Origin of the sequence: Maridesulfovibrio sp. FT414 (assembly GCF_050916235.1) — a bacterium.
Taxonomy (GTDB): Bacteria; Desulfobacterota; Desulfovibrionia; order Desulfovibrionales; family Desulfovibrionaceae; genus Maridesulfovibrio.
Genome location: NZ_CP104854.1, coordinates 3644412 through 3670094 on the forward strand (window position 1 = coordinate 3644412; position 25683 = coordinate 3670094).

At 48.3% G+C, this 25683-nt stretch carries 22 protein-coding genes; 7 read left to right on the top strand and 15 right to left on the bottom strand.

Going from position 1 to position 25683, the window contains the following annotated elements:
• Positions 1-17: 17 nt before the first annotated feature.
• Positions 18-557, bottom strand: coding sequence for a GNAT family N-acetyltransferase (locus N7E73_RS16175; RefSeq protein WP_432735955.1), 540 nt, complete (start codon positions 555-557; stop codon positions 18-20).
• A 487-nt stretch (positions 558-1044) separates the two neighbouring features.
• On the opposite strand from N7E73_RS16175, the gene N7E73_RS16180 reads away from it, so the two are divergent.
• A complete protein-coding gene (locus tag N7E73_RS16180; RefSeq protein WP_432735956.1) occupies positions 1045-1734 on the top strand; it encodes a substrate-binding periplasmic protein in 690 nt (229 codons plus the stop codon).
• A 75-nt stretch (positions 1735-1809) separates the two neighbouring features.
• On the top strand, positions 1810-2187 hold the full coding sequence (locus N7E73_RS16185) for a VOC family protein (protein WP_432735957.1): 378 nt from the start codon (positions 1810-1812) through the stop codon (positions 2185-2187).
• 113 nt (positions 2188-2300) lie between these two features.
• On the opposite strand, the gene N7E73_RS16190 is transcribed toward N7E73_RS16185, so the two are convergent.
• Both N7E73_RS16190 and N7E73_RS16195 read right to left on the bottom strand, forming a co-directional pair.
• Positions 2301-2567, bottom strand: coding sequence for an RNA recognition motif domain-containing protein (locus tag N7E73_RS16190; protein WP_432735958.1), 267 nt, complete (start codon positions 2565-2567; stop codon positions 2301-2303).
• A gap of 148 nt (positions 2568-2715) precedes the next feature.
• On the bottom strand, positions 2716-4317 hold the full coding sequence (locus N7E73_RS16195; protein ID WP_432735959.1) for a DEAD/DEAH box helicase: 1602 nt from the start codon (positions 4315-4317) through the stop codon (positions 2716-2718).
• Positions 4318-4896: 579 nt separating this feature from the next.
• Between N7E73_RS16195 and N7E73_RS16200 the strand changes: the two genes are divergently transcribed.
• A complete protein-coding gene (locus N7E73_RS16200) occupies positions 4897-5232 on the top strand; it encodes a zinc ribbon domain-containing protein YjdM (RefSeq protein WP_432735960.1) in 336 nt (111 codons plus the stop codon).
• Positions 5233-5484: 252 nt separating this feature from the next.
• On the opposite strand, the gene N7E73_RS16205 is transcribed toward N7E73_RS16200, so the two are convergent.
• The 3 genes from N7E73_RS16205 to N7E73_RS16215 all read right to left on the bottom strand — a co-directional run bounded on the left by N7E73_RS16205 (position 5485) and on the right by N7E73_RS16215 (position 8678).
• The gene (locus tag N7E73_RS16205) at positions 5485-5874 is read right to left on the bottom strand and encodes a hypothetical protein (protein ID WP_432735961.1); all 390 of its coding nucleotides are present in this window, start codon (positions 5872-5874) and stop codon (positions 5485-5487) included.
• A 124-nt stretch (positions 5875-5998) separates the two neighbouring features.
• Positions 5999-7258, bottom strand: a complete 1260-nt coding sequence (locus tag N7E73_RS16210; protein ID WP_432735962.1) for a diguanylate cyclase domain-containing protein — start codon at positions 7256-7258, stop codon at positions 5999-6001.
• Positions 7259-7658: 400 nt separating this feature from the next.
• Entirely contained in the window at positions 7659-8678 is a 1020-nt protein-coding gene (locus N7E73_RS16215) for a hypothetical protein (protein ID WP_432735963.1), read from the bottom strand.
• Positions 8679-9282: 604 nt separating this feature from the next.
• Here N7E73_RS16215 and N7E73_RS16220 point away from each other — a divergent pair.
• Positions 9283-10077, top strand: a complete 795-nt coding sequence (locus tag N7E73_RS16220) for a M23 family metallopeptidase (RefSeq protein WP_432735964.1) — start codon at positions 9283-9285, stop codon at positions 10075-10077.
• Positions 10078-10172: 95 nt separating this feature from the next.
• On the opposite strand, the gene N7E73_RS16225 is transcribed toward N7E73_RS16220, so the two are convergent.
• The 6 genes from N7E73_RS16225 to N7E73_RS16250 form a co-directional block, all read right to left on the bottom strand.
• Positions 10173-11027 carry a GNAT family N-acetyltransferase gene (locus N7E73_RS16225; protein ID WP_432735965.1) on the bottom strand — a complete coding sequence of 285 codons (855 nt, stop codon included), beginning with the start codon at positions 11025-11027 and terminating at the stop codon, positions 10173-10175.
• 263 nt (positions 11028-11290) lie between these two features.
• Positions 11291-13852, bottom strand: a complete 2562-nt coding sequence (locus tag N7E73_RS16230) for a PAS domain S-box protein (protein ID WP_432735966.1) — start codon at positions 13850-13852, stop codon at positions 11291-11293.
• Positions 13853-14278: 426 nt separating this feature from the next.
• Positions 14279-15034: a substrate-binding periplasmic protein gene (locus N7E73_RS16235; RefSeq protein ID WP_432735967.1), complete on the bottom strand. Its 756-nt coding sequence runs from the start codon at positions 15032-15034 to the stop codon at positions 14279-14281.
• Positions 15035-15313: 279 nt separating this feature from the next.
• Positions 15314-17071: an AMP-binding protein gene (locus N7E73_RS16240; protein ID WP_432735968.1), complete on the bottom strand. Its 1758-nt coding sequence runs from the start codon at positions 17069-17071 to the stop codon at positions 15314-15316.
• Positions 17072-17446: 375 nt separating this feature from the next.
• The gene (locus N7E73_RS16245; protein WP_432735969.1) at positions 17447-17869 is read right to left on the bottom strand and encodes a GNAT family N-acetyltransferase; all 423 of its coding nucleotides are present in this window, start codon (positions 17867-17869) and stop codon (positions 17447-17449) included.
• Between the two features lie 16 nt (positions 17870-17885).
• The gene (locus N7E73_RS16250; RefSeq protein WP_432735972.1) at positions 17886-18125 is read right to left on the bottom strand and encodes a Maf family protein; all 240 of its coding nucleotides are present in this window, start codon (positions 18123-18125) and stop codon (positions 17886-17888) included.
• A gap of 366 nt (positions 18126-18491) precedes the next feature.
• On the opposite strand from N7E73_RS16250, the gene N7E73_RS16255 reads away from it, so the two are divergent.
• Complete coding sequence (locus N7E73_RS16255; RefSeq protein ID WP_432735973.1) at positions 18492-19121, top strand: CatA-like O-acetyltransferase; 630 nt, start codon at positions 18492-18494, stop codon at positions 19119-19121.
• Positions 19122-19355: 234 nt separating this feature from the next.
• Here N7E73_RS16255 and N7E73_RS16260 read toward each other — a convergent pair whose 3' ends face one another.
• Entirely contained in the window at positions 19356-19958 is a 603-nt protein-coding gene (locus N7E73_RS16260) for a Maf family protein (RefSeq protein WP_432735974.1), read from the bottom strand.
• 234 nt (positions 19959-20192) lie between these two features.
• On the opposite strand from N7E73_RS16260, the gene N7E73_RS16265 reads away from it, so the two are divergent.
• On the top strand, positions 20193-21149 hold the full coding sequence (locus N7E73_RS16265; RefSeq protein WP_432735975.1) for an MBL fold metallo-hydrolase: 957 nt from the start codon (positions 20193-20195) through the stop codon (positions 21147-21149).
• A 97-nt stretch (positions 21150-21246) separates the two neighbouring features.
• Here N7E73_RS16265 and N7E73_RS16270 read toward each other — a convergent pair whose 3' ends face one another.
• Positions 21247-21822: a calcium-binding protein gene (locus N7E73_RS16270; RefSeq protein WP_432735976.1), complete on the bottom strand. Its 576-nt coding sequence runs from the start codon at positions 21820-21822 to the stop codon at positions 21247-21249.
• Positions 21823-22048: 226 nt separating this feature from the next.
• The gene (locus tag N7E73_RS16275) at positions 22049-22849 is read right to left on the bottom strand and encodes a hypothetical protein (protein WP_432735977.1); all 801 of its coding nucleotides are present in this window, start codon (positions 22847-22849) and stop codon (positions 22049-22051) included.
• A gap of 334 nt (positions 22850-23183) precedes the next feature.
• Here N7E73_RS16275 and N7E73_RS16280 point away from each other — a divergent pair, with 334 nt between their 5' ends.
• The gene (locus N7E73_RS16280; RefSeq protein ID WP_432735978.1) at positions 23184-25619 is read left to right on the top strand and encodes a methyl-accepting chemotaxis protein; all 2436 of its coding nucleotides are present in this window, start codon (positions 23184-23186) and stop codon (positions 25617-25619) included.
• Positions 25620-25683 lie beyond the last annotated feature (64 nt).

A 25683-nucleotide genomic window follows, 5' to 3' on the forward strand; every position in this document is an offset into this window, starting at 1 on the left:
ACCAAGTGCCTTTGCAGTTATGGAATATCTTTTCTATCTGCCGATACCGGGCTGATCTCGTTGTACAGGATAACCGTGCCGTGCAGAGTTCCTTCCGGCGAAGATGCGTAGCCGGGAATGATTCCGGCGGCAGCCCAGCCAAGATGCTGGTATATGTACTGGGCCGGTGATCCTTCCTGAGTGTCCAGTACGAGCAGGCTCAGTCCAATCTCTGCTGCGTGTCTTTCGGCCGATTGCATCAGTTTTTTAGCGATTCCCTGCCCTCGGTGGCTTTGAAGGACAAACAGCTTTTGTATCTCGCCCCGGTGTTTACCATTCTCACGCAGACACGGGGCAAGCTGTACTGAACCGGCGATCCCGCTGTCTTCCTCTGCTATCAGCAGGATGCGTCCTGAAGGCAGGGAGGAATCGACTTCATTCCAGTATTCCCTGGCCTTTTTCATGGATAGCGGGGAGTGAAATCCTATCGAAGCCCCACCCTGAACGGAATCAATAAGCAGTTCACACAAGGAAGCAAGTTGCTCTTCTCCAATCTGCTTAATCAGTGTTATTTTCATAGTTGAGCAATTTCAGTGTCTGCATAACCAGTTATATTTTCATTGCTTTTTAAGGCGATGAATAGAACTGTGTATGATGTTCTGGGTACATATCATTTTGAATTATTTGGCATGTTTATGGTAATATGAATAGATAAACATGTTACTTTAGTCTGTGATAATGTTGAGCATTTAATTTTGTAAATATTTATTTTTAGGTATGGCGTTATGGCGATCCGGTATTTATAGACCTGTATGGGGAGGATGGCAATGCGGACAGGATGCATCTAGAGATGTCTCGAAAATGATATTTTCAGGGCAGAATGTCTGTCCGTTGTCGTTGAAATGCTATATCTATATTGTGTTGCAGCTGTTTTCCTGATAGTTAGACATGGAAAAATATATTATCCGAGCAGCAGAATAGAAGTGGAGGGGTTACTTGGAACGTTGCAGTAAAATGTTAGCTATTTTGGTTCTAGCTGCCTTTTTTGCTTTTATAGCACCATTTGTGAATGTCAGTGCTGCAGATAATTTTCGGGTCATGCTCTATGATGCCTCGTTTCCGCCATATTTTTTTGACAAGGAAGATCCACGGACGGGCATTGTCAAGGACCTGTTCTCCGCTTTCGGGAAGGAGACCGGGGATACATTCGAGTATGTCCGCGTGCCCTTCAAGCGTGCCCTTCACCAGTTTGACAGTGGGCAGATCGATATAGAACCCATGTCCAATCCAGCGTGGCGAGGGGATTCAGCCGTTCTCGGAGAGTACAGCATTCCCATGGGCGTATCCGAACTTATTGTGCTTTTCAATGCGGACAAGTACCTGCCGATTGAATCTCCGAAGGACCTGACGGGTAGGACTATCGGCGTGGTCATGGGCTATTATTATCCGTCATTTGCGCCCTATTTTGAGGATGGCAGCATCAAGCCCCATGTTTTGCCGAGTGATGCCAAGCTGATCCAGCTTCTGGAGGCCGGGCGGCTCGATCAGGCCATCATGAACAAGGATTTTGCCCTGTACCAGATAAAGGAGAAGCGCCTTCATGGAAAACTGAAATTGAGCAGACCCTGCAGCGCTCTTGATATGATGGTCCGTTTTCACCCGAGTAAAAAAGACGCGATACCCCGGTTCAACAAGGCGATCAGGAAACTTCTTGATGACGGGACCATCAAGCGGATTTATGATCAGTACCGCTAGGCCGGGAGTGTTTATGGGCGGGAAGTAGATCCTGCAGCCTTTTTGCCCCGATTGCTGACAAACAAGGGGAACATTATGATCATCGGAATTGACCACATTGTTTTTACCGTGGCTGACATTGAAAGGACATGCGCTTTTTACAGCGAGGTGCTTTTAATGGATGTTGCCACTTTCGCTGGCGGACGGAAGTCGCTGCATTTCGGCAACCAGAAAATCAACCTGCATCAGGCCGGTAAGGAGTTCGAGCCCAAGGCTGATGCTCCTGGTCCTGGATCACAGGATGTCTGTTTTGTTACTGACTGGCCTTCAGCCGAAATTGTCGCTCATCTGAATAAGTGCGGTGTAACAGTCGAGGAGGGGCCGGTGGATAGGACCGGGGCTGTAGGACCGATTACGTCCGTGTATTTCCGGGACCCTGACGGGAATCTTATTGAAGTGGCAAGCTATTCCTGAAGCAGGAAAAAGAATTATCGTCTTCTCTGCAATCATGTTGCCTGTTCGAGGATAAAAAAAAGACCGTGTTTCCTGAAGAAAAACGGTCTTTTTATTTCGACAGAAAATTAATACTACCAGCGGGGGCGTTCTGCGCGGGGCTTTGCTTCGTTAACCTTAAGGTTACGGCCACCGAATTCTTTACCGTCCATTGCTTCGATTGCAGCCTGAGCAGCAGCGTTGTCGCTCATTTCTACGAAACCGAAACCACGGGGACGACCGGTTTCACGATCGTTAACGAGTTTAACGGAAGTTACATCACCGAATTCTTCAAATGCTGCGCGGACATCCTGTTCAGTTGCGGACCATGCGAGGTTGCCGACGTATAAGTTCTTAGCCATTGTTTTCTCCTAAGTATTGTTTTTCACCGATTATCATGCAAATGATTGGGTCGGCTTGGTTTTGTTTGTTTACTATTCACGAAGTCTGATCCGGACTGGTTCGCACCCGCGACTTGATACGGAAGACTGTTGCCTTTTTCAGAAATATTTACGCTGCGCTTCTGTGTCGCTGTCCGGGCTTGCGCCTGGGACCGCGAGAAGGGCGGCTGCCGGCAGGTCTTCTGTCCGAGGACCTGTTTTCGGAATTACGTGTTTCGGAAGTTCTGCGTTCGGAAGTACGAGTCTCGGGTGCTCTCCATTCGGAATTTCTCCGTTCGGAAGTGCGGTTCTCGGAACCTCTCCGTTCGGAACTTCTGCGATCGGAACGTCTGCGATCGGAATTACGATTTTCAGAAGTTCTCCGTTCGGAAGTTCTACGTTCCGAAGGACTGTCCTCAGAGGACCTTCTTTCCGACGACCTTGTCTCGGAATTACGCCTTTTGGACGGACGGGCTTCGTTATTTCTTTCGGAAGCACATCTTTCGGTGGATCTTCTTTCTGAAGACTTCCGCTGGGGGGCTCTTTTACCGGAAGGTTTGCTGCCCGGTCTGCGTACGGAACCGGCTGTTTTGGGGCCGGCCGCTTCTGGTGCGGACTCGAAACCGGGGGAAGTGTGCTTCTCCACGGTAACGTTCATCACCCGTTCAATATCACGGACCTGAACATTGTCTTCACGGGTTGCAAGGCTGATGGCTTCGCCGGTTCGTCCGGCCCTGCCTGTTCTGCCTATGCGGTGCGTGTAGGTTTCAACCGTGTCCGGCATGTCATAGTTGATGACATGGGTTATGCGCTCGCAGTCTATGCCGCGTGCAACGATGTCGGTTGCCACCATGATCGAGAAACGTCCTTCACGGAAGCCGTTAAGGGCGTGTTCACGCTGCTTCTGGCTCATGTTGCCCTGCAGGAAAGTTGCTGCATGGCCTTTGCCCTCAAGCTGTCTGGCCAGTTTCTTGGCCTTGTGCTTGGTACTGGTAAAGATGAGCATATTGCGGTGTTCGGAGCGGTCAATGATGCTGTCCAGCAGAACGATCTTCTTGCTGCTTTCGGTCTGGTGGACAATATGCTTGATTCCTTCCACGGAAATTTCGGTGTTGATGCTGACTGTTTCAGGATCAACAAGGATGCTCCCGGCAAGAGATGCAATCTCTTTCGGCATGGTTGCAGAGAAAAGCAGGTTCTGGCGTTGTGCCGGAAGCTTGGCGATGATGCGTTTGATGTCGGGCATGAATCCCATGTCGAGCATACGATCGGCTTCATCAAGGACAAGGGTGTCGATAGCACCGAGGGTTACCCGGCCCATGGACATAAGCCTGAGAAGGCGTCCTGGGCAGGCCACTACAATGTGCGAGGACCCGAAATCCCTGATCTGCGGTGCCATTCCGACTCCGCCCATGATGACGGAGCTGCGGAGGTAGGTTTCCGAAGCGAGAAGTTTGAAACTGTCGTTGATTTGGATGGCCAGTTCCCGGGTGGGGGCGAGCACCAGTACACTGGGGGCCTTTCCGGGGGTTTTGCGGCCAAGCAGGCGTTGCAGGATGGGCAGTGCGAAAGCGGCGGTTTTGCCGGTTCCGGTTTGAGCAAGCCCCATCACATCCCGGCCTTTCATAATGAGCGGGATAGCCTGTTGTTGAATTGGAGTAGGTGCGGAATAACCGCTGCATTTAATACCGGCGTCAATGCGTCGGTCAAAGGAAAAAGTCGAAAAACTCATGAAAGCCTTGGGCGGAAATCGGTAAGGATGACGGCGCGCGACAGCGGTCAATCCCGGATTTTCCCAGGTAAAAATTAAAATAGCTCTGGTACGGGGAATAAATCTTTTGGCTTTCGGGGATGTATCTTACCGATAGGTGAGAAGAAGTAGTCTTGCGTCCAGTCACGCTGAGTGGAGTACTTATGCGTTATTTCCATGTGAATGTAAAGCTAAATTTGCGGAAAAATAATATTTAGTCACAATCTTTTTTGTCGGCAGATTGCTTCTGTGAAAAATATCTGTGTTTTTAATGTGTTGTCATGTATAAGTTTTGATGGCGGATGGCTGGGGGAGTGTTTTAAGGCTCTAAATTTTCGTGCTGCACAGGTCTTTTCAGGTAAAATATGTCTTGAACTGCATTCTTAACGAGTATAGGCGTACATTACCTTTAAGCGTAATCATCGTGGTGAGCGCATTTTCGGTCTGTTTCATTATAGATTGAAACCGGCTCCTGTGCGGTGAATGCTGTAAAGGGATGAATAGCGTTATATGGGATAAACCCATCAGCAATAGTCAACCACTAAACAACAGTTGGGAAAAATGGAAAAATTACCGAATTGTCCGCAGTGTAATTCAGAATATGTGTATCATGACGGCAGTGCATACATCTGCCCCGAATGCGGCCTTGAGTTCCAGTCCGCCGATACCGAGGAGAAGGTTTACAAGGATGCCCACGGCAATGTCCTCGTGGACGGAGATACCGTAATCATCATCAAGGACCTGAATGTTAAAGGTGCCTCTTCTGCAATCAAGAAGGGAACCAAGGTCAAGAACATCAGACTGATCGAGCCTGCTGACGGTGTGCACGACATCGACTGCAAGATTCCCGGATTCGGGGCTATGCTGCTGAAAACATCTATTGTTAAGAAGGCCTAACTTCATTTCAGCCTGTGTTTTCCGGCATGAAGCGGGATCGGGATTTTGTCCCGGTCCCGTTTTTATTTGCTGAACAAACCGGAAAAGTTTTTTACAGCACATGCAACTGCTGAAATGGTGTGTGAATCATCCGGGAATCGGTCGGGCGGCGAGTCGGGGGGAAGCTGAAAAGTTGAGGAGCCCGGCAGGGCAAACTCTGCAGGGCTCCGGGAAGTAGCTGGTGAGTATCAGCTTGTGCCGTGCTGATGCATGTCAGGATTGGGTTCCGGTGGGGTGGTTGATGGCTGGGCCGTTGCCTGTTCCATCCTTGGGGCCGTTGCCGCCACTGCCTGTGCCGTCTCCGGGACCGTAACCGCCTTTGCCTTTTCCATTACCGCTGCCGGAACCGGAGCCGCCGCAATTGCCGCCTCCTCCGTTTCCACCTCCGTTTCCACCGCCGTTTCCACCGCCGTTTCCACCGCCGCCGCCACCGCCACCGCCGTTACCGCCTTTCGCGATAAGGATCGTAGCGGAGTCCTGCGACATGAATGAACTGTAAGTGTCAGTGTGCGGTTTTAGAATCGATTTGTTTAAAACCGGAGTCTGTCCAAGACAGACCATGGCAATAGTCAGGATAAGTGAAGTAAAGATTGTTTTTTTCATATAAAAATCCTCCGTGCTCTGATCACTAGCATAGCGCGCGATGGTTGTAATTATTTTTAGGATACTTTGCCCGGAGAGGCCCTGAAAATTGTCACAAAAGAGATGCCTTGGTTTGGCCTGTTTGTTATGGTTTGATCCGCGGTCTGTCATCCGGCTGCGTCTCGTCAGGGCAGGGCGTATCCATGCCTCTGTATTCCTGAATAGTGTTCCTGCCGCAGTTCTTGCTTTGATAAAGTGCGTGGTCGGCCCACCTTACAAGCTGGTCCGGAGTAGTTTTTCTGTCCGGGACCACTGTGGCAATGCCTATGCTCAAGGTTACAAATTCCGCCGCCGTTGAAGTTTCGTGCGGGATGGCTTTGGCTTGAAGGTTCTTCTGGATTGCCAAAGCCACTTTTCTGGCTCCCTTTGCATCGGTGTTCGGCAGCAGCATCACAAATTCCTCGCCGCCGTAGCGCGCAGCAATGTCCGAGACCCTGCCTCCAGATTTCTGCAACGTGTCTGCAACTTCGTGTATGCAGCTGTCCCTGGCCGGGTGGCCGTAGGTGTCGTTGTAACGTTTGAAAAAGTCGATGTCGGCCATTATCAGCGAAAGGGGAAGGGAAAGCCGCTGGAGACGGGCAAATTCTTCATAGAGCTTTTTGTTGAAATACCGCCTGTTGAAGATATTGCACATTTCGTCCACATCAAGGAGTTTTTCTATTCTGCGTCTGGCTTCGGTCAGTTCTATTTCCATGCGGTGGGAATTCAGGATTAAAAAGGAGCATGAACTGGCTACAACTCCAAGTATGATCAGGATAAGGGCAATGCTGTGGAGCTGCCCGGAAAAAGAAAGGAAGAACAGTTCCTCGAATTTAAAGGCTGTTATAACTGCCCTGAATATGCAGGACGCAGTGGATGCGGCAAGTGATATGACCAGAAGCCACTCCTGTGCGTTCAGTACGGAAGGAATATATTCAATGGCAATGTAAGTGGCTTCTCCGTAAAAAAAGGCCAGGGTCATGCTCAGGCATATAATTCTGGCAATGATGTTCGGGGATATGTATGTCCAGTAAAGGTATAGCAGGGCGAACAGCAGGAATATCATCAGGTCGGCAGTTTTCAGCTTCCACGTTATGCCCGTAAAAGTGGACAGGCCGCGGATGAGAGTGAGCGGCATCGCCACAATCAGCATGTTGCCGATTATTATGCTCACGGAACCGGGAAGCACGTTGCGCATGGAAACAAGCGCCGCACCAATTCCTATGCTGACTATGCCGACTGTCCAGTAATGGAATCCGGGGTAGGTTTTTCTTCTCAGCGAATAATACACCATCACCGCTGCTAGAGTAAGGCAGACTAGGGCTCCAACCTGCAGGATTGTACGCATATCCAATATTTCAAGCATGTTATCCTTATGACGCGTTTCCCGCTGTTTATTTTGAAGGGGATGTGCATAAGCACTCGATAATCTAGTATTATATGAATATTGAAATTATTTCAGCAGGAAAGTTGAAGGAGATAGAACTTCTTGAAAATATGGAGCGGCTCGGTTTATGCCTCCTTGAAAAGTTTTACCCGTATGCGAAAGCTGTCCAATCATGCGTAAAATGGACAACTGGAGATGTTGATTTGAAATTGCGTACAGCGAGCTATTATGCCTGATTTCGAATTTGTTTCAAAACGGGGAGGGTATGGCTCCGTGATTACCGATCCTCTACGGGGTTTGGTGGTTTGTCTGTACGGATGAAATACCGTGAGGAGCGTATTAGCTTTATAGAAAGGTAAGCTGGGGGCTGCATTTATATCTATTTTTTAAACCATACTCCGAATGTTTTCGCCATCTTAATCAAATGGGAAGAATCGGGAGCAACCTTCAGTCCCTGCTCTATCAGCTCTCGCCCAAAGGTTTTGGGCTCTTTGTCGTTGATTTTGCCTGTGGCATAATAAACACATATGGCGAGATTGTAACATGCTTCAATCACTGAATCAATTTCAGATGAATCGTTCTTGGGTGTCAATTCCCAGACTTTGAGGCGGTAGTCTGTACTATTGCGATACCAGTCCTTTGTATTCTTCGGGTCATCAAGGGATCGGATTTTGGCAATTTGGGCAGCACAGAATTTTGCTTCTTCCAACGAGCATTCCTCCGGATTGAAGCGTTTCTGCAAATAATACCACCATCCATTTAACGATTTGTGTTTTTCGAAAATAGTTATGATTTCATCTAAGGATTCAGCCTTGTTTTCAGGATATTTTCCCAGCAGCCGGTCTGCCTTGTTTTTGGCAGCAGCAATATGGCCTTTTTTTAGTTCTACTGAGATCGCTCTTAAGAATTTATTTACTTCATCCTTCTTTTCCAGATCCTTCTTTTCTGCTGCCTTTTTTTCCAGATTTTTTATTTCGTTGGTGATTGTCTGCAGTCTTGTGAAAGTATCTTTGAGCCCTTTCTCCTCAAAGGAGTTTACTAAGGACTCTTCACCTTCAGTAGCTTCACGTACAAGGGGAATCAGATCAATATTTCCCAAAACTTTTGAAATATTATCGTTGAAAGTATTCTTCTCGGGCTTTGTTAAGTCCCTGATTTTTAAGAGACCAAAAATTGCAAAGAGTACGAGTTTAATACTCAGAAACGCATTCCCTCCCCTTGCTGCGGAATGGGATTCACGCAAACATGTTTTTACATCTGCCCGGTTTGGGGTTGTGGCGAGGCGTTTCTGGATCTCTTCTAACTTGAGCATTTTTATGTTTTTGGCCTTGTTTTCTGCTTTTGAGGGCAGTTTAGAACTAAATTCCCATTTCCTGTATGTACCTGGAGCTGGTACCATTTATGTCTTAACATATTGCTGAATGTTTGTGCTAACTTTTTCGATTGTCTTGCGCCTGTGATAAATTTCATTTGTAAAAGATGTAGTGTTAGTAATGGGTATTGTATAATTTATTTAATTTCAGTGTAATAAAGTGGGATATTGCTTTTACCCCGTTGGTTCTTCCACACCCCAAGGATGCCGCAATTGGTTCCAGCAGTGTCGGTTTTTAGTGAGTTTTGTCCTCTTGAGGACGGCTTAACACTAACGATTTACAGATGTTATACTTCTGCCCCTCTCCTGCAAAAATCAGCAGCAATATCGATCAACAGCTCCAACTCCCACGCAAGCGGCGAACCGACAGCATTGGTGTGGTGATAACTCGTTTGAATTTTTTTCTTATCATCTTGTATTCAGGAATGAAGTTATTTAAAGGATAATGCTGTCATCTCGGATGATGGTTCCTTGCCCTGATCCCTTTTTACAGTTTGTCCGCGGGAGCTTCTGGCCCCCAGCCAAGATATTTAATTCAAAAGAACTCATCATGATCATATTCAGGTTCTCAGTCATATTGTTCGCGGTAATTTTTTTTCAGGCGTCCACTGTCCATGCTTTGGATCAGGAAATGATTACAGCTCCTGACAAGGTCGGGGTCGGGCAACCTTTTCTTGTCCGTATGGTGTTCCCATATCTCGTGGATGATATTGAGGTCATCTGGAATGATATGTCCTTGCATCCTTCGATTGAGTATTCTGGTGAAACATCCAGTTCCATGATCCTCCTTGGAACCCGTCTAGCGGAGGGGCCGGCACGTAGATCTCTACGCGTAAATGTGATTGCCGGGAGAGCGGTGGAGTCTTGTTCAAAAGAAATAAATATAACCAGCCACAAGTATAAAAAAGAAACACTATCCGTCGCCCCCAGAATGGTGAAACCTCCGCAAGACATGCAGGAGCGAATAAAGCTTGAGCATGAATCGTCCTTAAAGGCGGCCCTCACTTTTTCAGTGGATCGTCAATGGAGTGTGCCATTTTCTCTGCCGGTTAAAGGAAAAATGCTGAGTCGGTTCGGCTTGTACAGAGTGTTCAACAACGAGCTCAAGAGTCGTCATAAGGGGTTGGATTTTCGTGCCGGTCTCGGAACTCCGGTAAGCTCTGTTGCTCCGGGGAAAATAGTCATGACAGGACACGATTTTTATTATGGCGGGAATTGTGTGTATGTCGACCATGGAAACGGTGTCGTATCATCTTATCAGCACCTGTCGAAGATACTTGTGAAAGAGGGGGAGCAGGTGCAGCGCGGAGACAGGATCGGACTCGCCGGTTCCAGCGGGCGGACCACAGGTGCACATCTGCACCTGAGTGTTTATGCAAACGGCGTTAATATCGACCCGGCCCCATTGTTCCGCATGGGACAGTAAAAACATGATTTAGGTGGGACTTTGTTTTACCAGTGTTCCATCAGTTGAGCTCTGGCGTTCCATGCATAAATTCAGGCTGGCCATCGAGCATTGGGTCATCCAAGCTCGAATGTTGTGACGCCAAAGATGCGGTTCAGATCCAACTCCGGCGCAGGTCCGGCATACATACGTGCCGTCCCGAATACCTTTTTCATGCCATACCGTTCAGCCAGAGTCAGGCCTTGGGCGTTAACTTCCGGGACATCAAGGTATATCAACGAATCTGGGGCTACGCTTGCACAAAGGTTCCAGAACAGCATATCTGCGACGTCTTCGTTATCAGCGAAAAGGGGGCCGATCTTGCTTCCGGAACGGCATTTCCGTATCACGCCGTATCCGTTTATGCGTCCTTCGGAGTGGGATACAAGTGCGACTGAGTCCGGAAGGGCCAGCCATTTAGATAAGAACGGTTCACGTGCGCAGGGAAACAGGGCGGATTCATACGCCATAAGCTCCTTCAGCACATCAGGCGCGGCCTTGATCAGTTCTGAAGATGAGCGGGGCGTTACGTCCTGCAGGGTGTTGCGGTATTCAAAGCGAATATTGCTGTATTGGAAATCAAAGCCGCTCTTGCGGTAGTTGTCCTGCTGCTCGAAGACGCCGTCAAGGCCGACAACATGCCCCAGCATCCTGTCCATGCCCGCCCGCCAGAGTTTTATCCCGTATCCTTTGCCCCGGTGGGGCCGGGCAACGATATAGAAACCGACAAAACCAAAGTCGCCGCCATAGCTGACAGCAGATATGCATCCGATAGGGGAGCCGTTCAGCAGTCCGACAAGAAATCCTTCCGGGTCCTGAGCATAAAATGCGTCCGCATCGTTCAACCCCGGATTCCACCCTTCGTTGGCAGCCATGTCCACGGCCCAGTCAAGTTCGCTTCGAGTCATGTTTCGGATGGTAAAATTATTCATTGAACGTCTCCATTTTATTTTTGCACCGCAACAACAAGTTCCAGCTCAAGCAGCAGCTTTGTCATTTACACAATGGACCGGCATAGCTGGAAGATAAGCTGATTCCTGTGGGTGCATGTTTTAGCAGTAAATCATAGCTGTCCGGTATGAGTGTTTGTTCTGGTCTCTCTTGGAGTGTCTCTTGCATCCGGGGGACTGGAAAGCCCTGTATGGCTCCATTCAAAGTTCCTAGCCTGTTGCTGATCCGTTGGTCGCTTTTGTCGTCAGTCAGCGTAGGCAAATCTGTTTTTACCTGATTTCTTAACAAGGTACATTGCGTCGTCCGCCTTTTTGATCAAGTCATCGGTACTGAGACTCTTATCATGGGGCTGCCACAGAGATATGCCGATACTAGCACTGACAAATATTTCATTACCTTTGTGGCAAAATGGGGCGCTGATGGATTTTACCATCTTATCCGCGATAAACCCCGCATCCTCTTTGGAGTGCAGCTCGTTCAAAACCACCAGAAATTCGTCCCCGCCGATGCGGGCGACCGTGTCCATTTCCCGTATGCAGGAGCTGAGTCGGCGTGCAGTCTCCCGAAGCAATTCATCCCCGGCATCGTGTCCGAGCGTGTCGTTGACTTTTTTAAAGCCGTCCAGATCTATAAAGAGAATAGCTGCGAACATGCCTTTTCGCTTGGCAAGAAGACCGGCCTGGGTGATGCGGTCCCGCGCCAGACGAAGAGAGGGCAACCCTGTCAGTGCATCGTGAGTGGCCAGGTAACGGATTTTCTCTTCGGCATTCTTGCGGGCTGTAATGTCCTGATTCACTCCTATCGCTTTCATGGGCTGGCCGAATTCATCTTTGACTACGGAGAAGCGGACAATAATATGTCTCACTTCGTCATTTCGGCGCACGATACGATGCTCAATCTGTGCTGATGATTTATCATACTCCAAGTTTAGTATTTTTTTAATTTCTTCCTCAACTACGGATAGATCATCCGGGTGAACGAATGAATTGGCGTAGGTTTCAGCAGGCATGGTCATGCCGCCTTCCTGCTGGCTGGTTGTTCCATAGATTGCGTAGAACTGTTCATTGAAGGTAAATATCATGGTCTGCATGTCCAGTTCCCAATGCCCCATGGATGCCATTTCCAGAGCCATGGACAGCTTTCCCTGGCTTGCCCTGAGTTCGCTTTCCATCTTGCGACGGTCCATGATAATGAACACACTTTCTACAAAGGCCCGAAGTTGAGACGCATCGTCCTTTGTATAATCCTTTTCCTTATTGGCTACCGCTGCCAGCGCGACCACCTTGTCCTGATGGCTGACCGGAACAAGGAGCACCTTGTCGATGGGGACGTGTCCTTCGGGAACTCCCTTCTGTTTCAGGTGCTCATGGGGGGAATTGACGATGAGCTCTCGATGCCCTTCAACGGCTTCGGCCCAGAAGCTGCCCTTGTGGATTGTAATCAGGACAGATTTATCTTTCATTGAGCAATCGGATTGGACCTCGGGGGACCATGACTGAAGCGAAAGTATATTGTCTTTGACGAGACCGAAAAATGAATATTTGCTTGATGTCATCTTCTTCGCTTCGGTGAGCATCATGTCGCACAGGTCAGAGTATTCAGCCTCTACCATACGTGAAACATGCCAAAGCGCTTCCAGACGGGCTTTAAGAAGGGCCTGTTCCTCTTTGCTGTGTTTAATTTCGGTGATATCCCGAAACTCCACCACTCGAACCTGTTTCCCATTGAAAGGTATATTGCGCGCTTCGACCTGGAGGGGGTATTGCTCTCCGTTTTTGCGACGTCCAATCACCTCATAGGGTTTTTCATCTCCCGATAACATTTTCTGGACAACTTCATTACGAGATTGCTCATCGACGAGCAGAATACCGTTCATACCGATCAATTCATCACGTGTATAACCTGTTATTACCGACAGTCTGCGGTTGCAATCCAGGATAGAGCCCTTGTCATGGATGCCGATGCCTCCTGATGAGGCCTCGCTGAAAGCCTTGAAGCGCTCTTCACTCTCCTTGAGGGCTTCTTCGGAAAGCTTCTTCTCCGTGACGTCCAGGTGGGTGCCGATCATGCGGACTGCTTTGCCGTCAGCGTCTTTTTCCACCACTTTCCCTTTGGATTTGATCCATAGATATTTTCCGGATTTGGCGCGCATGCGAAGAGTGATGTCAAAGGGAGCAGCCGTTTCAAAGTGCAGGGCAAGTGCTTTTTCGGCTTCGGCAAGGTCCTCGGGATGGACCAGTTTCTGCCATGTTGAAAAATCCTGAGGCAGTTCATCAGGGGTATAGCCAAGCATGGTATACCAGAGTGTGTTGAAGTAAACCTCTCCGGTATCCATTCGCCAGTCCCATACGCCTTCATTGACAATCCCCAGGGCCAGAGCCATGCGCCTGCATTGCATGGCAAGGTCCAATTTTTCCCGTTTACTTTTGGAAATATCCAAAAAGGAACACAGCACTGCCGGGTTACCGTCCCACTCCACGAGCGTGCCTGACAATTCCACCCAAAGTGTGCTGCCGTCTCCGGTTTCCCCCTGAAAATCACAGCGTCCCAGGTCCGTGCTTCCCAACTGGCATGCTCGCAGGTATTGAGCCACACTTGTCCTATGTTCTTCCCGAACCAGACACTCCAGACCGCCCGAGGTCAGTTCCGTCAAAGTCTTTTCGAATAAACGGCTCAGAGAGACGTTTCCGACCATGATAGCCTCATCCTGAATGATGGCTATTCCTTCCTGGGCTTTTTCGAAGAACCGATTGAACAGGGTTTCATCGTTGGACAGGGAGTGCCTGTCCTCATCAAGTCTGGGCATGGATTGCTCCTGACAATTCTACTGGATCAACTATCTCTTGTTTCAAGACACACCGTCGACGTACATTGTTAATATTTGGAATGAAAACAGGAAGCGGGCCGAGGAGTCTTTTCCCCTATGTCCCGATATATTGTAAAAGGCAGAGCTTTTTTTGTAAAATAAAATAACCCTAACGCCTTATCACTTGTGATGTTTTGAGGCGGAGGCACGGTATAAAAAATATGAAAGTGCTGTTCTTATCGATTCCCGGTTGGAACTACCACGTCCATTAACAGTTCCACCTACGGCTCAAGGGATAGGTCTGACACTGTGATCATCATTTTTATGCTTTAATTACAATTTGTTATTGATAAGATAGTTAATTGTGTGGGGCTTGTAGAGGCATGCTTTCTTCAAGGTATGATACTGCTTATGTCTATGCCAAAACTATTGAATATATTTTTGGATAATTCGATCCCGGAGACCTGTTGCCATAATATCTTCCAATGATTTCTGTATCCTTTCAAGGATTTTATCAGAAGTATCTTTGTTTGCGATCATGTAATAACCGCCTTCTTCTGATAGAAAATATGCAATTTCAAGTTCCGAAAACTTGTATTTCAAGTTCTTAGCCTGGTAGGCCAGATCAAGGGGGTCACCAGGAATAAGATCGACTCTCTTTTTAAATAGCAATTTCAATAACTGGTCGGAGTCACTGACTAAATGATAATTGCTTTTATGAAAACCATTGGTGATGAAAAATTGTTCAACAGATCCCCCTGAGAGAACTCCTGTACGGTATTTTTTTATGTCCTTAACATCCGTAATCCGTATGTCGGTTCGATTTTTTAATTTGTAAAGATATAGTTTTCTGGGGTGGAGAGGCCCAATCCATGCGAACATATCTTCGCGCTGCGGAATCCGTGCCACAGTAAAAAGCATAGTTCCTGGGGTTTTCCGGACAGTCAGTAAGGCGCGCTTAAAAGGATATAAGACCAGTTTGTATTGAACATTGGCTTTCTGCAGCGCTGTTTCGATGATTTCCGTGCTGATCCCGACAATTTTCCCGTTTTCATTAAAATTATAAGGGGGCCATTCATCAACAAAAATTGTAAACTCTTTAGCCTTCGCTGTTCCTGCCATAGCAAGAAATAGAATAATCACTATGAGTTTGAATGATTCTATCTTCCATTGAAAGCTCATTTTTAGACCCCTTCGACTAATTCTCAACAGCGAAAAAGGCACAACGGATAAACAGTTCTTGTTGTGAACTGGTACTAGACCGAGCAAACCAGGGTGAGAAATGACTATGGTCCCGTTGGGAATAAGTTGTAAGTAATCTTAACTTTAGCCTCTCGCTAGGTTTTAAAATCATCATAACATAGCAATGAATTTGCAGCAATAAACTCCGCAGGAGTTCCGAAATCTCCACCGGAAAACTACACCATGTCCGATCAGGTAACCGAAATCTTTTGAATATTATTATCGCTTCTGGTTTTCTTCCATATCTATATAAAGATAACGTTTGATTTTTTGAGTGGGCGTTTTTTCAAACGGCTCGACCTGTTCGATTACCTTGGATATCTTTGCGAAACTGGAGACCTTTCCATTGACGGTTTTCTGGATGGAGTCCAGATGCTTCTGCACGGCTTCGTGGGCTTTTGATTCAATCATTTTGCCGGTACCCAGCTCTTCATCCAGTTTGACAGAATCGAGATGAACGCGGGCAACGAGTTTGCCCTCAGCGCGATAGACAATTGATTCCAATACGTAATCGCACTCACCTATAATGGATTCGATTTCTTCGGGATAAATATTTTCGCCACTGGGGCCGATGATCACGTTCTTCAGGCGGCCGCGCAGGAAGATGTATCCGTCTTCGTCAATGTAGCCGAGATCGCCGGTGCGCAGAAAGCCGTCTTTCGTGAATACTTCTTCCGTGATTTTGGGTGCCTTGTAGTAGCCCTGCATAACGTTGGGGCCTTTGACTAGAATCTCGCCTTCGCCGGTCACGGGGTCGGGCTTGTCGATCCTTATCTGCATGCCCTTGAGAAGACGTCCGGCAGAACGGAAGCGGGTGGAGCTGGCTGGTTCTCCGGAGCAGAGCGGACTGGTCTCGGTCATGCCGTAGCCGACGGTATAGGGCAGGCCGGAATGCACGAGAAATTCCTCGACTTCTGTAGCCAGAAATGCACCGCCGATGGGCATGCAGCGAAGCTCTCCGCCAAAGGCTTCCATGAGTTTTTTACCGGCGACCGCATAGAGCTTTTTACGGGCGGCACCGAGCTTCATGACGTTGCGCATGATGCCGGACCCCTTGAGCTTGGGCTGGACGCGGTTCTTGAAAATTTTCTCAATAATCAACGGCACGATGAGCAGCATGGTCGGTTTGACCTTGGCCATGGCCGGAAGCAGGGTTTTGGGCGTGGGCGGCTTGCGAAGGTAATGGATGGAAGCTCCGTGGATGAGCGGCAGAACCATGCCCAGAGTGCATTCAAAGGTGTGTGCCAGCGGCAGCACCGAAATAAGACGATCCTCGGTGTTCACGTCAACTATATTGGCACTTGCTATGGCGTTGAACACGATGTTGCGGTGCGTGAGAATAACGCCTTTGGAGCTCCCTGTGGTTCCGGAGGTGTATAGTATGGCGGCAACGTCATCAACGTCGATTTCCGTTGACGGGCGAACGAATTCCCTGCCCATGTCCGTGTATTTCTCAAGCTCCTTGCCGAGTCGTTCTTTTACCTGATTTTTCACTTGTTCAAAGGATTTGCGGGCATGAGCCATGCCTTCCTTGAAATTCTGGCGCAGTCCTTCATCAGTGGAAAGTGAAAAGTCGTTAAGAATGATGACGGTGTGGAGGTCGTCGGATTCGAACTCATCCACTTTGGGCTTCAGGCGTTCGGATACGAAGATGGCCTTTGATTCGGAATGGCGCAGAATGTGGTGCACTGCACCTTCGTGAAATTCGGTAAGAATCGGAATGGCAATGGCACCCATGCAGGTGATGGCAAGATAGGCGGCCCCCCAGTTGGGCATATTCTCGCTAAGGATGGCAACTTTGTCGCCCTTGGTGATGCTGCGGCTGTGGAGCAGCAGGGAAATATCGTCCACAAGCTTTTTGAATTCGCCGTAGGTCATGGGAGTTTCGTCCACAAAGCAGACAGCGGGACGATCAGTATATTTCTCGGCGCTCAGTTCCAGTGCATTTTTCAGGGTAGGGGTATCTTGCAGAGTCACGGACCAGCCTCCTTATATCCTTATATGTAAATAGGTTCGCCAGTGTGACCGCTAAATTCCGTTGGGTCAAGCGGAACGCGCCCTGTCTACGTATTTTGTAGAAATGTGGCAGGCTTGTGCTTTGGTTTAACTTTCAATTTGAAGATTGAAAGAACAACGGTAGTAAAACACCCCGAATGGACTTTCTTAAATCCTTTTCAAGGATGACAATGCCCAGATCAATCAGGACTTCCATTACCTGTGCAGACGGTAAACGTACCCCGTTGATTATAAAATTAGATCTGTAACTGTTTATGGTAATTGAAATCAGTCTCTTCTTGGAGTGGAATTTGCGGAAGTTTCCAGCCTTCATCCGAAGAATTCCAGCAGAATGGATTAATCGATAAACCCCTTGTCCTGCATGATTTTTTCAGCGACAAATTTTGCCATGCCTGTCTTCAATCGGCTGAATCCTAGTTTCTGATAGAATCCTTCTTTTCCGGGAGCCGCATAAAGAATGACGTTACACCCTTCAAGCTGTTTCAGAATGTGCTCCAATATCAGGGAGCCAATCTTCTGTCCCTGATATTCAGGAAGAACGGCGCAATCGTATATGGCTGCCTGATATGCTCCGTCAGATAACGCTCTGCCAAAACCGATCATTTTATCATCATCGAATATAAAAACTGTCGTATGGCTTGCATGAAAAGCCTTTGAGTGGATTTCAGGGGCATAGTGGCCCATACCGACTCTCTTGAGGATGCTGGCTACGAGATCCCAATCTACTTCATCACAGCTATATTTTACTTCAATGGTCATTTGTTTTCGCTCCTTTTTAGTGGGATTCTATAACAGTTGCGTGTTTCAGTATCAAGTTGGAGCATGGTGGATGCTTGGAAATATTTCTGACAAAGTTTTTCCAATTATCCTCTTCAACAACAATTCCCATATTAATCAGCAGGTCTATCACCCGCGCCAGCTGCAACCCGACAACATTGGTGTGTGACCCGCAGATTCCCTTTCCGAAGAACGCGCCCTGTCCCTGAGTGGCGTAGGCCCCGGATGACCTTTTCATTGAAGTCGATGAATTCCGCATCGGTCGATACTGCGAAATCCGTTGCCAATCCTTCCTGGGCAGGATGTTAGTGTCTTGGAAAAGCGGCTAAACGTTTGGCATGAAATAGACTGCGCCATTATTGCTTTTTAATATAGCAATACTGCTGCGTATACGCTTTGTCTGGGCGCATGTAGCAGATTTGATTCAGGTTATTTTCTTGTTGAGGGCATGCATAATTTTATATATCAATTCGCGAATACTGGCAGTCAGGGCTGGATGTCTTTGATAGGCGCTGTCAGGTCAGTCTGCCATCATATGTTCGGTGTGAAGGAAATGGGTTGTCCTTGGTGGCAACCGAATACACGAATTTTGTGCGAGGTTTCAATGTCGGCTAATTATTGTAAGATAGATATGGAATCGTGGAAGAGAAAAGAACATTGTCAAGTATTCATGAATGCAGTTCAGCCGCAATACTGTATTGGCTTTGATCTGGATGTTACTAATTTTGCAGATAGAGTCAAAAAGGAAGGACTTTCATTTACTCTGGCTTTTACTTATGCCGTGGCAAAATGTGCAAATCAGATAGAAGAGTTCAGGTACAGATTTATTGATAAAGAGGTGGTCCTTTTCCACAAGATCAATACCATGTTTACCTATCTGGACAATGAGACGGAATTGTTCAAAGTAGTTTCTGTCCAGATGCAGGAAACTATGGCAGAGTATGTAGAGCTGGCATTGGCGACGGCAGAACGACAAGAGAAATATTTTGACGGGCCAGTCGGGGATGATGTTTTTGTCTTTTCAGCGTTGCCATGGATTACATTTACCCATGTATCACATACATATTTCGGCGACAGGTGGAAGGCTCAGCCTCTGTTTGACTGGGGGAAATACGTAGAAAAGGAAGGGAGGCTGATACTGCCCTTTGCCGTGCAGGTTCACCATGCCTTCGTGGACGGAATCCACATCGGAAAGCTGGCAACTCGGTTACAGAACTATCTGGATGTATTCTGATCCCTTCCACTCCAATTCTGCTAGCTAACGATAGTCGTCATGTGAAACCGCTTTAGATCGTCAGATACCGGTTCTGCAATTATGACAATGTGTCTGAAAGCTTTTTTCGGTTGTTCCGGCAACCCACTGCGTTCCTCTCTATTTCCTATTGTCTGCATAGTCGAGAAGGCTGTTGATTTCTGAGAAAGTGGTTATACATGGAACCTGAAACGTTCCCAAGCTTAAAACATGATCTTAAGACTCCCCCGCAACAACAACCCCCATCTCAATCAACAGCTCTATCACCCGTGCCAACGGCAACCCAACCACGTTGGTGTATGACCCGCAGATTCCCTTTACGAGGAATGCACCCTGTCCCTGAATGGCGTAGGCCCCGGCCTTGTCGTCCGGTTCTCCGGTGGCGGCGTAGGCCCGGATGACCTTTTCATTGAAGTCGATGAATTCCACATCGGTCGATACGGCGAAATCCGTTGTTGATCCGTCCGGGGAGATGAGCGCACAGCCGGATATTACCTTGTGAGTTCTGCCGCACAGGCTTTTCAGCATTTCGTAGGCATGGGCGCGGTCCTTCGGCTTGCCCAGTATGTCCATATCCCGCACTACTATTGTGTCCGAACCTAGGACATAGCTGCCCGGGTGTGCTGCGGCAACATTGCGGGCCTTGGTTAGGGCCATTTCCCTTGCGTATTCTTCCGGGTCCTGTCCCGGTTTCGGGGCCGGTTCCTCGCAGGTGGCGGGGCGTATTTCGAATTCTATGCCTGCCGAGCCCAGCAGGTCTTTTCTGCGCGGGGAGGCTGAGCCGAGTATCAACGGTTTGACGGTGGTGTATATTTTCATTCCATGCTGCCTTTTCTTTTATTGTGCTGTGGTGCCGTGGCCTGCTGATAACTGACCTTAATCCGTACAAAGGTCAATGATTGCAATGCCGGACATGCGGAAAACAGTGTTATACATTCTCTGAAGTATGTATCCGTGTGCAGTTATTTTCCTGATTATTTTTTTTACAGAGTTATTGCCCTTTAGTGGATCTAAAGGTAATAATATCCGTGAAATATCATACAGGAGTAGTCAATGAAAGTATGTATCTGGGGGGCGCGGGGGTCCCTGCCGGCCACATTCAATGCTGAAAGGGCTAGGGCCAAGGTCAAGGCGGCTCTTGAAATTGCAGTGGCCAAAGGTGTGGATTCGTCGACCGATCTGGATTCTTTTATTGATGATGAGCTTCCTTTTCCGGTCCGCGGTTCTTACGGGACTAACACTCCCTGCATCGAGATCGGATGCAGCGGTGATGATTACATCATCTGCGACTGCGGAACCGGCCTTCGTGATTTCGGCAACAGGGTGATGGAAGAGCGGCAGGGCAGGCCCGGAGCACATTACCATATTCTTCTTTCCCACCTGCACTGGGATCATTTGCAGGGATTCCCGTTTTTCGTCCCGGCTTATATTCCGGGCAACCGCATCACTTTCTACGGCGGGCATCCGCAGATTGAAAAGGTTTTGCGGCTGCAGCAGAGCGACCCGTGTTTCCCGGTCCATTTCGAGCACCTTGGGTCCGAGATTGATTTCGTCCGGCTGAAAAACGGGCAGGAGTTCGACCTGTGCGGTGTAAAGGTGGTGGTCAAGGCCCAGTATCATCCGGGCGGTTCATACGGTTATCGTTTTGAGAAGGACGGCAGGGTTGCCGTTTATTCGACCGATTGTGAGCACAAGAGTGCCACCGCGCTGACGGACAAGGGATTTGTTGAATTTTTCCGTGACGCCGACCTGCTGATAATGGATGCCCAGTATTCCTTTGCCGAAGCCAACTCCATCAAGGAGGACTGGGGTCATTCCAACAACATCATTGCAGTGGAGCTTTCCGGCATGGCCGGTGTAAAGACTCTCTGCCTGTTCCATCAGGAGCCGGTGCTTGATGATTTCCAGCTGCAGAAATTTCTTGAAGACACCATTGAATTCGCGGGACTCGTTGAAAGGCGCCCCGGCAGGATCATTATGGCACAGGACGGACTGTGCATTGATTTGTAGCGGTTGATTTAATTACCGAATCAAGTCTTATGTTGAAAAGATAAAGCCCGCCCTGTCATCGCGACAGGGCGGGCTTTATTTGTCCGGTGCGGGCTGCTTATTTGCCCTGTTTCCAGTCATCCCATTCCTTTTTGCTCAGCTTTCCGTCCTTGTTCACATCGGCTTCACGCATGATGCGTTCGGCGTTGAGCGGGTAGACGTTGACGATTTCGGAACGGATGATGGTTTTGTTGCCGTCCTTGTCGATGTCCACGAATGCCTTGGAGAAACGGATTCTTTCCATATCATAGTATATGGCTTTGGCTTTGCGTCCGTTTTCAAGATAGTAGAGGGACATTTTCTGGGGAGTGGTCATGGTTCCCTGGGTGTAGCCGTCTTCATGTTCGGCAAGGTAGAGGCTTACTCCGTCTGCGCCGATAACTCCGCTGAATCCTTCAGTAACGGCATAATCTGATTTGTCGCTGAACCATGCCTTGTAGCCAGCAAAGAGGGGGCCGTCCTGTTTGTTGATGACGAACATAGCCTTGCTGGCCTTGGTGGTTCCGTCTTTGAGAATCATTTTTACGTGGCCGACCCATGTTCCCCGGATTTCAGGATAATCCGCAGCAAATGCCGCAGTGGTAAAGATGATCAGGAGAAAGGTTGCAAGTGAACATGTGAGAAGTTTTTTCATGCCTTGGTGCTCCGTGGGTTATTCGTTTAATTGGGATCACAATATTTTATCGAGGAAATATCAAGGCTAGTCAACCATGAAAAGGATTAAAGACAATAATTCGTCATTCGTGGAGCTGCGCAGCACGGTAGCGGCGTAATATACATGTTCCAATGTAAGCGCCGGAAGCATAAATGCTTCCGGCACTTTTGTTTTGCTCGGTATGTTTCTGAGTCTGGAAAAAAACTTAACCCTGGATGAAGAATGCCCGCTCAAGTTCATTCAGGTATTCGTACTTGTTATCGGTCTGCTTGTAGATGTTGTAGAGCAGGGTGTGTACCCGTATCTGCAATGCTCCGTCATCTATCCCGCGCATGGTCATTCTCCATTCATTTCCGTCAGGTGTTTCTTCCATGCTCATCAGGCATGGGTGGCGCAGCAAAATGTTTCTGACGCGGATGACCACGTTTCGGAACGTTCTCTCTGTCTTGTTGAAAATCAGCAGCACTGCCTTGCAGTGCGGGTTGGCAGATGAACGCAGCACGGAATTCACGATGCAGCCTATGCCTTCCTGATATTTCCATACGGCGCATTTGCCGATAAGCACATCGCGGTCTTCCGCCTTCAGGTAGAACCTGGTTTTGCCCCTGTTCTGGAAAAGTTCAGTTGAAGTCCTGCCAGAAAAATTGATGTTCAGGTTCGAAGTGATTATATTGCGCAGTTCTTCAATGCTGTGAATGTTGAACACTCCGGGGGTCTTTTCGAAAACGCTGCCGGTATTGCGGATGACACCGAGTATGCTGAGCATGTCATCGTCGGAAATTATAGGGGGGCGGTTCAGAATCTTTTTCTGAACTTCCGGCGGCGGATGCAGAATATTCTTCCGGATCGATACCGGTCTGAGCAGGGTCGTGTCATGGAAAAATGACGGTTTTTTGTCATCTCCAGTCATCAGCTCGTTTTTCAGGTCCTGCCTGATTCGGCTGCTCTGCTTGATTGCGCTTAAATTACAGTCATTAAAAGGACTGCCTCTGGGATACTCTTTCATGCCCTTCTCCCGAGGGATCTTTAAATCTGTCCCCTCTGTGTTATTTTATGCATAATCTATTCCGAGATTTTAATGCAAAAATGTAACCGTTCAAATTTATGAGCGAAACATTCATTGTGCTAATTTCATTATTAATTGTTTTTTTGCTTTTCCAAAATGCACTCCTTGGGTGTATAGTTGTTTTACCTGTATATTAGATGCTTTCTTTTAGGCTGTTTAATCTGCAAGTGTTATGAATTTATATTTCCGCAGCCATGTTGGAAATCTTTTTAACATTGTATGACTATGGAATGTTTATAAAATTACATGGTTTCAATGGCGCAGGGGAGAAAGAATGAAGAATCTGGCAATCGCGATCAAACTGGCTGTAGGCTTCGGTGCTGTCATAATTCTGTTATTGGTATCCGGTGGCGCGGCCTATTACTCTTTGTCCAGGGGATATGATTCTTTTACCATTTATAGGGGGCTTGCCCGAGACACAAATCTCATGGGGCGCGTCCAGGCCAATCTCTTAAAATCCCGAATAGATGTAAAAAATTATCTGGCCAACGACAGGACTGAGGACAAACAGAAATTTGAGGAGAACATGTCGGTAACGCAGGAGCTTATGCTTGAAGCGAGAAAGGAAATTCAGAATCCGGAAAGAGCTGCAAACGTAGCGGAAGCAGATCAGTTTATAGTTCAATATAGACATAAATTCGGAGAAGTGACAACCGTTCAAGCAGAAATAAACACGTTGGTGGGCATTATGGACGATGCCGGACCGTCTATTGAAAAAAAACTCACAGAAATAATGCGCACTGCGCACGATGACGACCATACTGCCGCAGCCTATTTTGCCGGACAGGCGTTGCGCAATATTCTGCTTGCACGGCTTTATGCTAGTAAATTTTTGAGTAAAAACCAAATGACTGCTGCGGAGCGAGTCAGATCAGAGTTCGGATCTTTTGTTCAAGAAATTAATGTGTTGGACCGGGAGTTGAATACTCTTGCCGAAAGGGAACTGGTTCATGATCTGGTTCGGCTGGGAAAAGTGTACAGTGAAGCCTTTGGCAAGGTTGTAGAGCTGATCAACAGCCGCAATGCCGTTATCAGGGACGGTCTTGACAAATTGGGACCGGCTATCGCCGATAACCTTGAAGCCGTTAAACTTTCGGTGAAGAAGGATCAGGATGCTCTGGGGCCAAAGGTGCAGAAACAGAGCGAAGAAGCTAAAAGCATGATTGGAATTCTGGTGCTTGTGGCTTCCATACTAGGCGTACTGGCAGCACTGTACATTGCAAGGGGTGTCTCGTCGCCACTTGCCCAGGCAACCAAATTTGCCGAAGCTGTTTCGTCCGGTGATTTCAGTCGGAATATTGACGTTGGCCGCAGGGATGAGGTCGGAAAAATCTGTACAGCACTGGTGGCCATTCGTGATTCTGTTTCTGCCGCAGCGGCAGAGGTCGAGGGAATTGTTTCCGGCGTTGAGCATGGGGACATGAATGCGCGTGGAGATGAGTCGGCCTTTTTCGGCGGGTTCGCCAAGCTGGTCAATGGGGTAAATACCCTTGTTTCCGTTTACAGCGGTTTCATAGACAAACTGCCTGTCGGTGTGATGAGCCTGACCCCGAAATTCAAGCCGGTATACATGAATGAAGTGGCCATGAAGGTCGGTGGCATTGATGCCATCAGGAATCAGAATTGCTATGATGTTTTTAACACAGAAGATTGCCGGACAGAGGATTGCGCTTCAGATAAATGCATGAAAACTTATTCTGTGGAACATTCTTCTACCGTTGCCCGAACAGCTGCTGGAGAATTTCACATCAACTACAGTTCGGTTCCGCTTATTGACAGGAGCGGTCAGGTGGTTGGTGTTGCTGAAATAGTCATTGACCAGACCGAGATTGTCATGGCCCAGAACACGATGATGGAGGTTGCCGGAAAGGCAAACGATATTGCCGATAGGGTGGCTTCCGCTTCGGAAGAGCTGTCTGCCCAGATAGAAGAGGTCAGCAATGGATCGGAAATCCAGCAGCAGCGGGTTGGTGAAACCGCAGCGGCAATGGAGCAGATGAATTCAAGTGTTCTGGAAATAGCCCGCAATGCTTCGGACGCCAGGCAGCAGTCGGATAATGCCACGGAAAAGGCCGGAGAGGGCGCTGAGCTGGTCAACCGTGTGGTTTCTGCCATCAACCGGGTCAATGATGTGGCTCTTGACCTGCAGAAGGACATGGAGCATCTGGGCGAACAGGCTAAAGCCATCGGCGGAGTCATGAATATGATCACCGACATTGCCGACCAGACCAACCTTCTGGCACTCAATGCTGCCATTGAAGCGGCCCGGGCCGGGGACGCCGGACGCGGATTCGCTGTAGTTGCGGATGAAGTGCGCAAGCTTGCTGAGAAGACCATGGCTGCCACAACTGAAGTCGGCAACAACATCAAGGGTATTCAGTTGGCAACTGACAAGAACCTGAGCAACGTGAACACTGCTGTGGGCCATGTTTCCGAAGCCACGGAACTGGCGAACAATTCCGGAAATGTGCTCAAGCAGATTGTAAGTATGGCCAGGGGGGCATCCGGTCTGGTAGAGGGCATTGCAACGGCTGCCGAACAGCAGTCAGCGACCAGTGAGCAGATCAACCGCGCCGTGGATGAGGTGAACCGCATCGTGACGGAAACAACTGACGGCATGGTTCAGTCCGCTGCTGCTATTCAGGAGCTTGCTGAAATGGCTCTTGAGCTCAAGAGTGTGTTGAACAGTCTTACTGCACGTAAAGCCTAGCGCACGGTAAGGCAATAAAAACATAACGGCCAGCTCAATGGGCTGGCCGTTTTTTTATTCAACA

What these genes read in the sequence shown, in the direction of transcription:
- N7E73_RS16255 (WP_432735973.1), top strand. Translation starts at nt 18,492, where the DNA reads ATGTCGGCTAATTATTGTAAGATAGATATGGAATCGTGGAAGAGAAAA.
- N7E73_RS16230 (WP_432735966.1), bottom strand. Translation starts at nt 13,852, where the DNA reads ATGCCCAGACTTGATGAGGACAGGCACTCCCTGTCCAACGATGAAACC.
- N7E73_RS16195 (WP_432735959.1), bottom strand. Translation starts at nt 4,317, where the DNA reads ATGAGTTTTTCGACTTTTTCCTTTGACCGACGCATTGACGCCGGTATT.
- N7E73_RS16270 (WP_432735976.1), bottom strand. Translation starts at nt 21,822, where the DNA reads ATGAAAAAACTTCTCACATGTTCACTTGCAACCTTTCTCCTGATCATC.
- N7E73_RS16280 (WP_432735978.1), top strand. Translation starts at nt 23,184, where the DNA reads ATGAAGAATCTGGCAATCGCGATCAAACTGGCTGTAGGCTTCGGTGCT.
- N7E73_RS16265 (WP_432735975.1), top strand. Translation starts at nt 20,193, where the DNA reads ATGAAAGTATGTATCTGGGGGGCGCGGGGGTCCCTGCCGGCCACATTC.
- N7E73_RS16275 (WP_432735977.1), bottom strand. Translation starts at nt 22,849, where the DNA reads ATGAAAGAGTATCCCAGAGGCAGTCCTTTTAATGACTGTAATTTAAGC.
- N7E73_RS16205 (WP_432735961.1), bottom strand. Translation starts at nt 5,874, where the DNA reads ATGAAAAAAACAATCTTTACTTCACTTATCCTGACTATTGCCATGGTC.
- N7E73_RS16215 (WP_432735963.1), bottom strand. Translation starts at nt 8,678, where the DNA reads ATGGTACCAGCTCCAGGTACATACAGGAAATGGGAATTTAGTTCTAAA.
- N7E73_RS16175 (WP_432735955.1), bottom strand. Translation starts at nt 557, where the DNA reads ATGAAAATAACACTGATTAAGCAGATTGGAGAAGAGCAACTTGCTTCC.
- N7E73_RS16220 (WP_432735964.1), top strand. Translation starts at nt 9,283, where the DNA reads ATGATTACAGCTCCTGACAAGGTCGGGGTCGGGCAACCTTTTCTTGTC.
- N7E73_RS16235 (WP_432735967.1), bottom strand. Translation starts at nt 15,034, where the DNA reads ATGAGCTTTCAATGGAAGATAGAATCATTCAAACTCATAGTGATTATT.
- N7E73_RS16200 (WP_432735960.1), top strand. Translation starts at nt 4,897, where the DNA reads ATGGAAAAATTACCGAATTGTCCGCAGTGTAATTCAGAATATGTGTAT.
- N7E73_RS16210 (WP_432735962.1), bottom strand. Translation starts at nt 7,258, where the DNA reads ATGCTTGAAATATTGGATATGCGTACAATCCTGCAGGTTGGAGCCCTA.
- N7E73_RS16260 (WP_432735974.1), bottom strand. Translation starts at nt 19,958, where the DNA reads ATGAAAATATACACCACCGTCAAACCGTTGATACTCGGCTCAGCCTCC.
- N7E73_RS16190 (WP_432735958.1), bottom strand. Translation starts at nt 2,567, where the DNA reads ATGGCTAAGAACTTATACGTCGGCAACCTCGCATGGTCCGCAACTGAA.
- N7E73_RS16225 (WP_432735965.1), bottom strand. Translation starts at nt 11,027, where the DNA reads ATGAATAATTTTACCATCCGAAACATGACTCGAAGCGAACTTGACTGG.
- N7E73_RS16245 (WP_432735969.1), bottom strand. Translation starts at nt 17,869, where the DNA reads ATGACCATTGAAGTAAAATATAGCTGTGATGAAGTAGATTGGGATCTC.
- N7E73_RS16185 (WP_432735957.1), top strand. Translation starts at nt 1,810, where the DNA reads ATGATCATCGGAATTGACCACATTGTTTTTACCGTGGCTGACATTGAA.
- N7E73_RS16250 (WP_432735972.1), bottom strand. Translation starts at nt 18,125, where the DNA reads ATGAAAAGGTCATCCGGGGCCTACGCCACTCAGGGACAGGGCGCGTTC.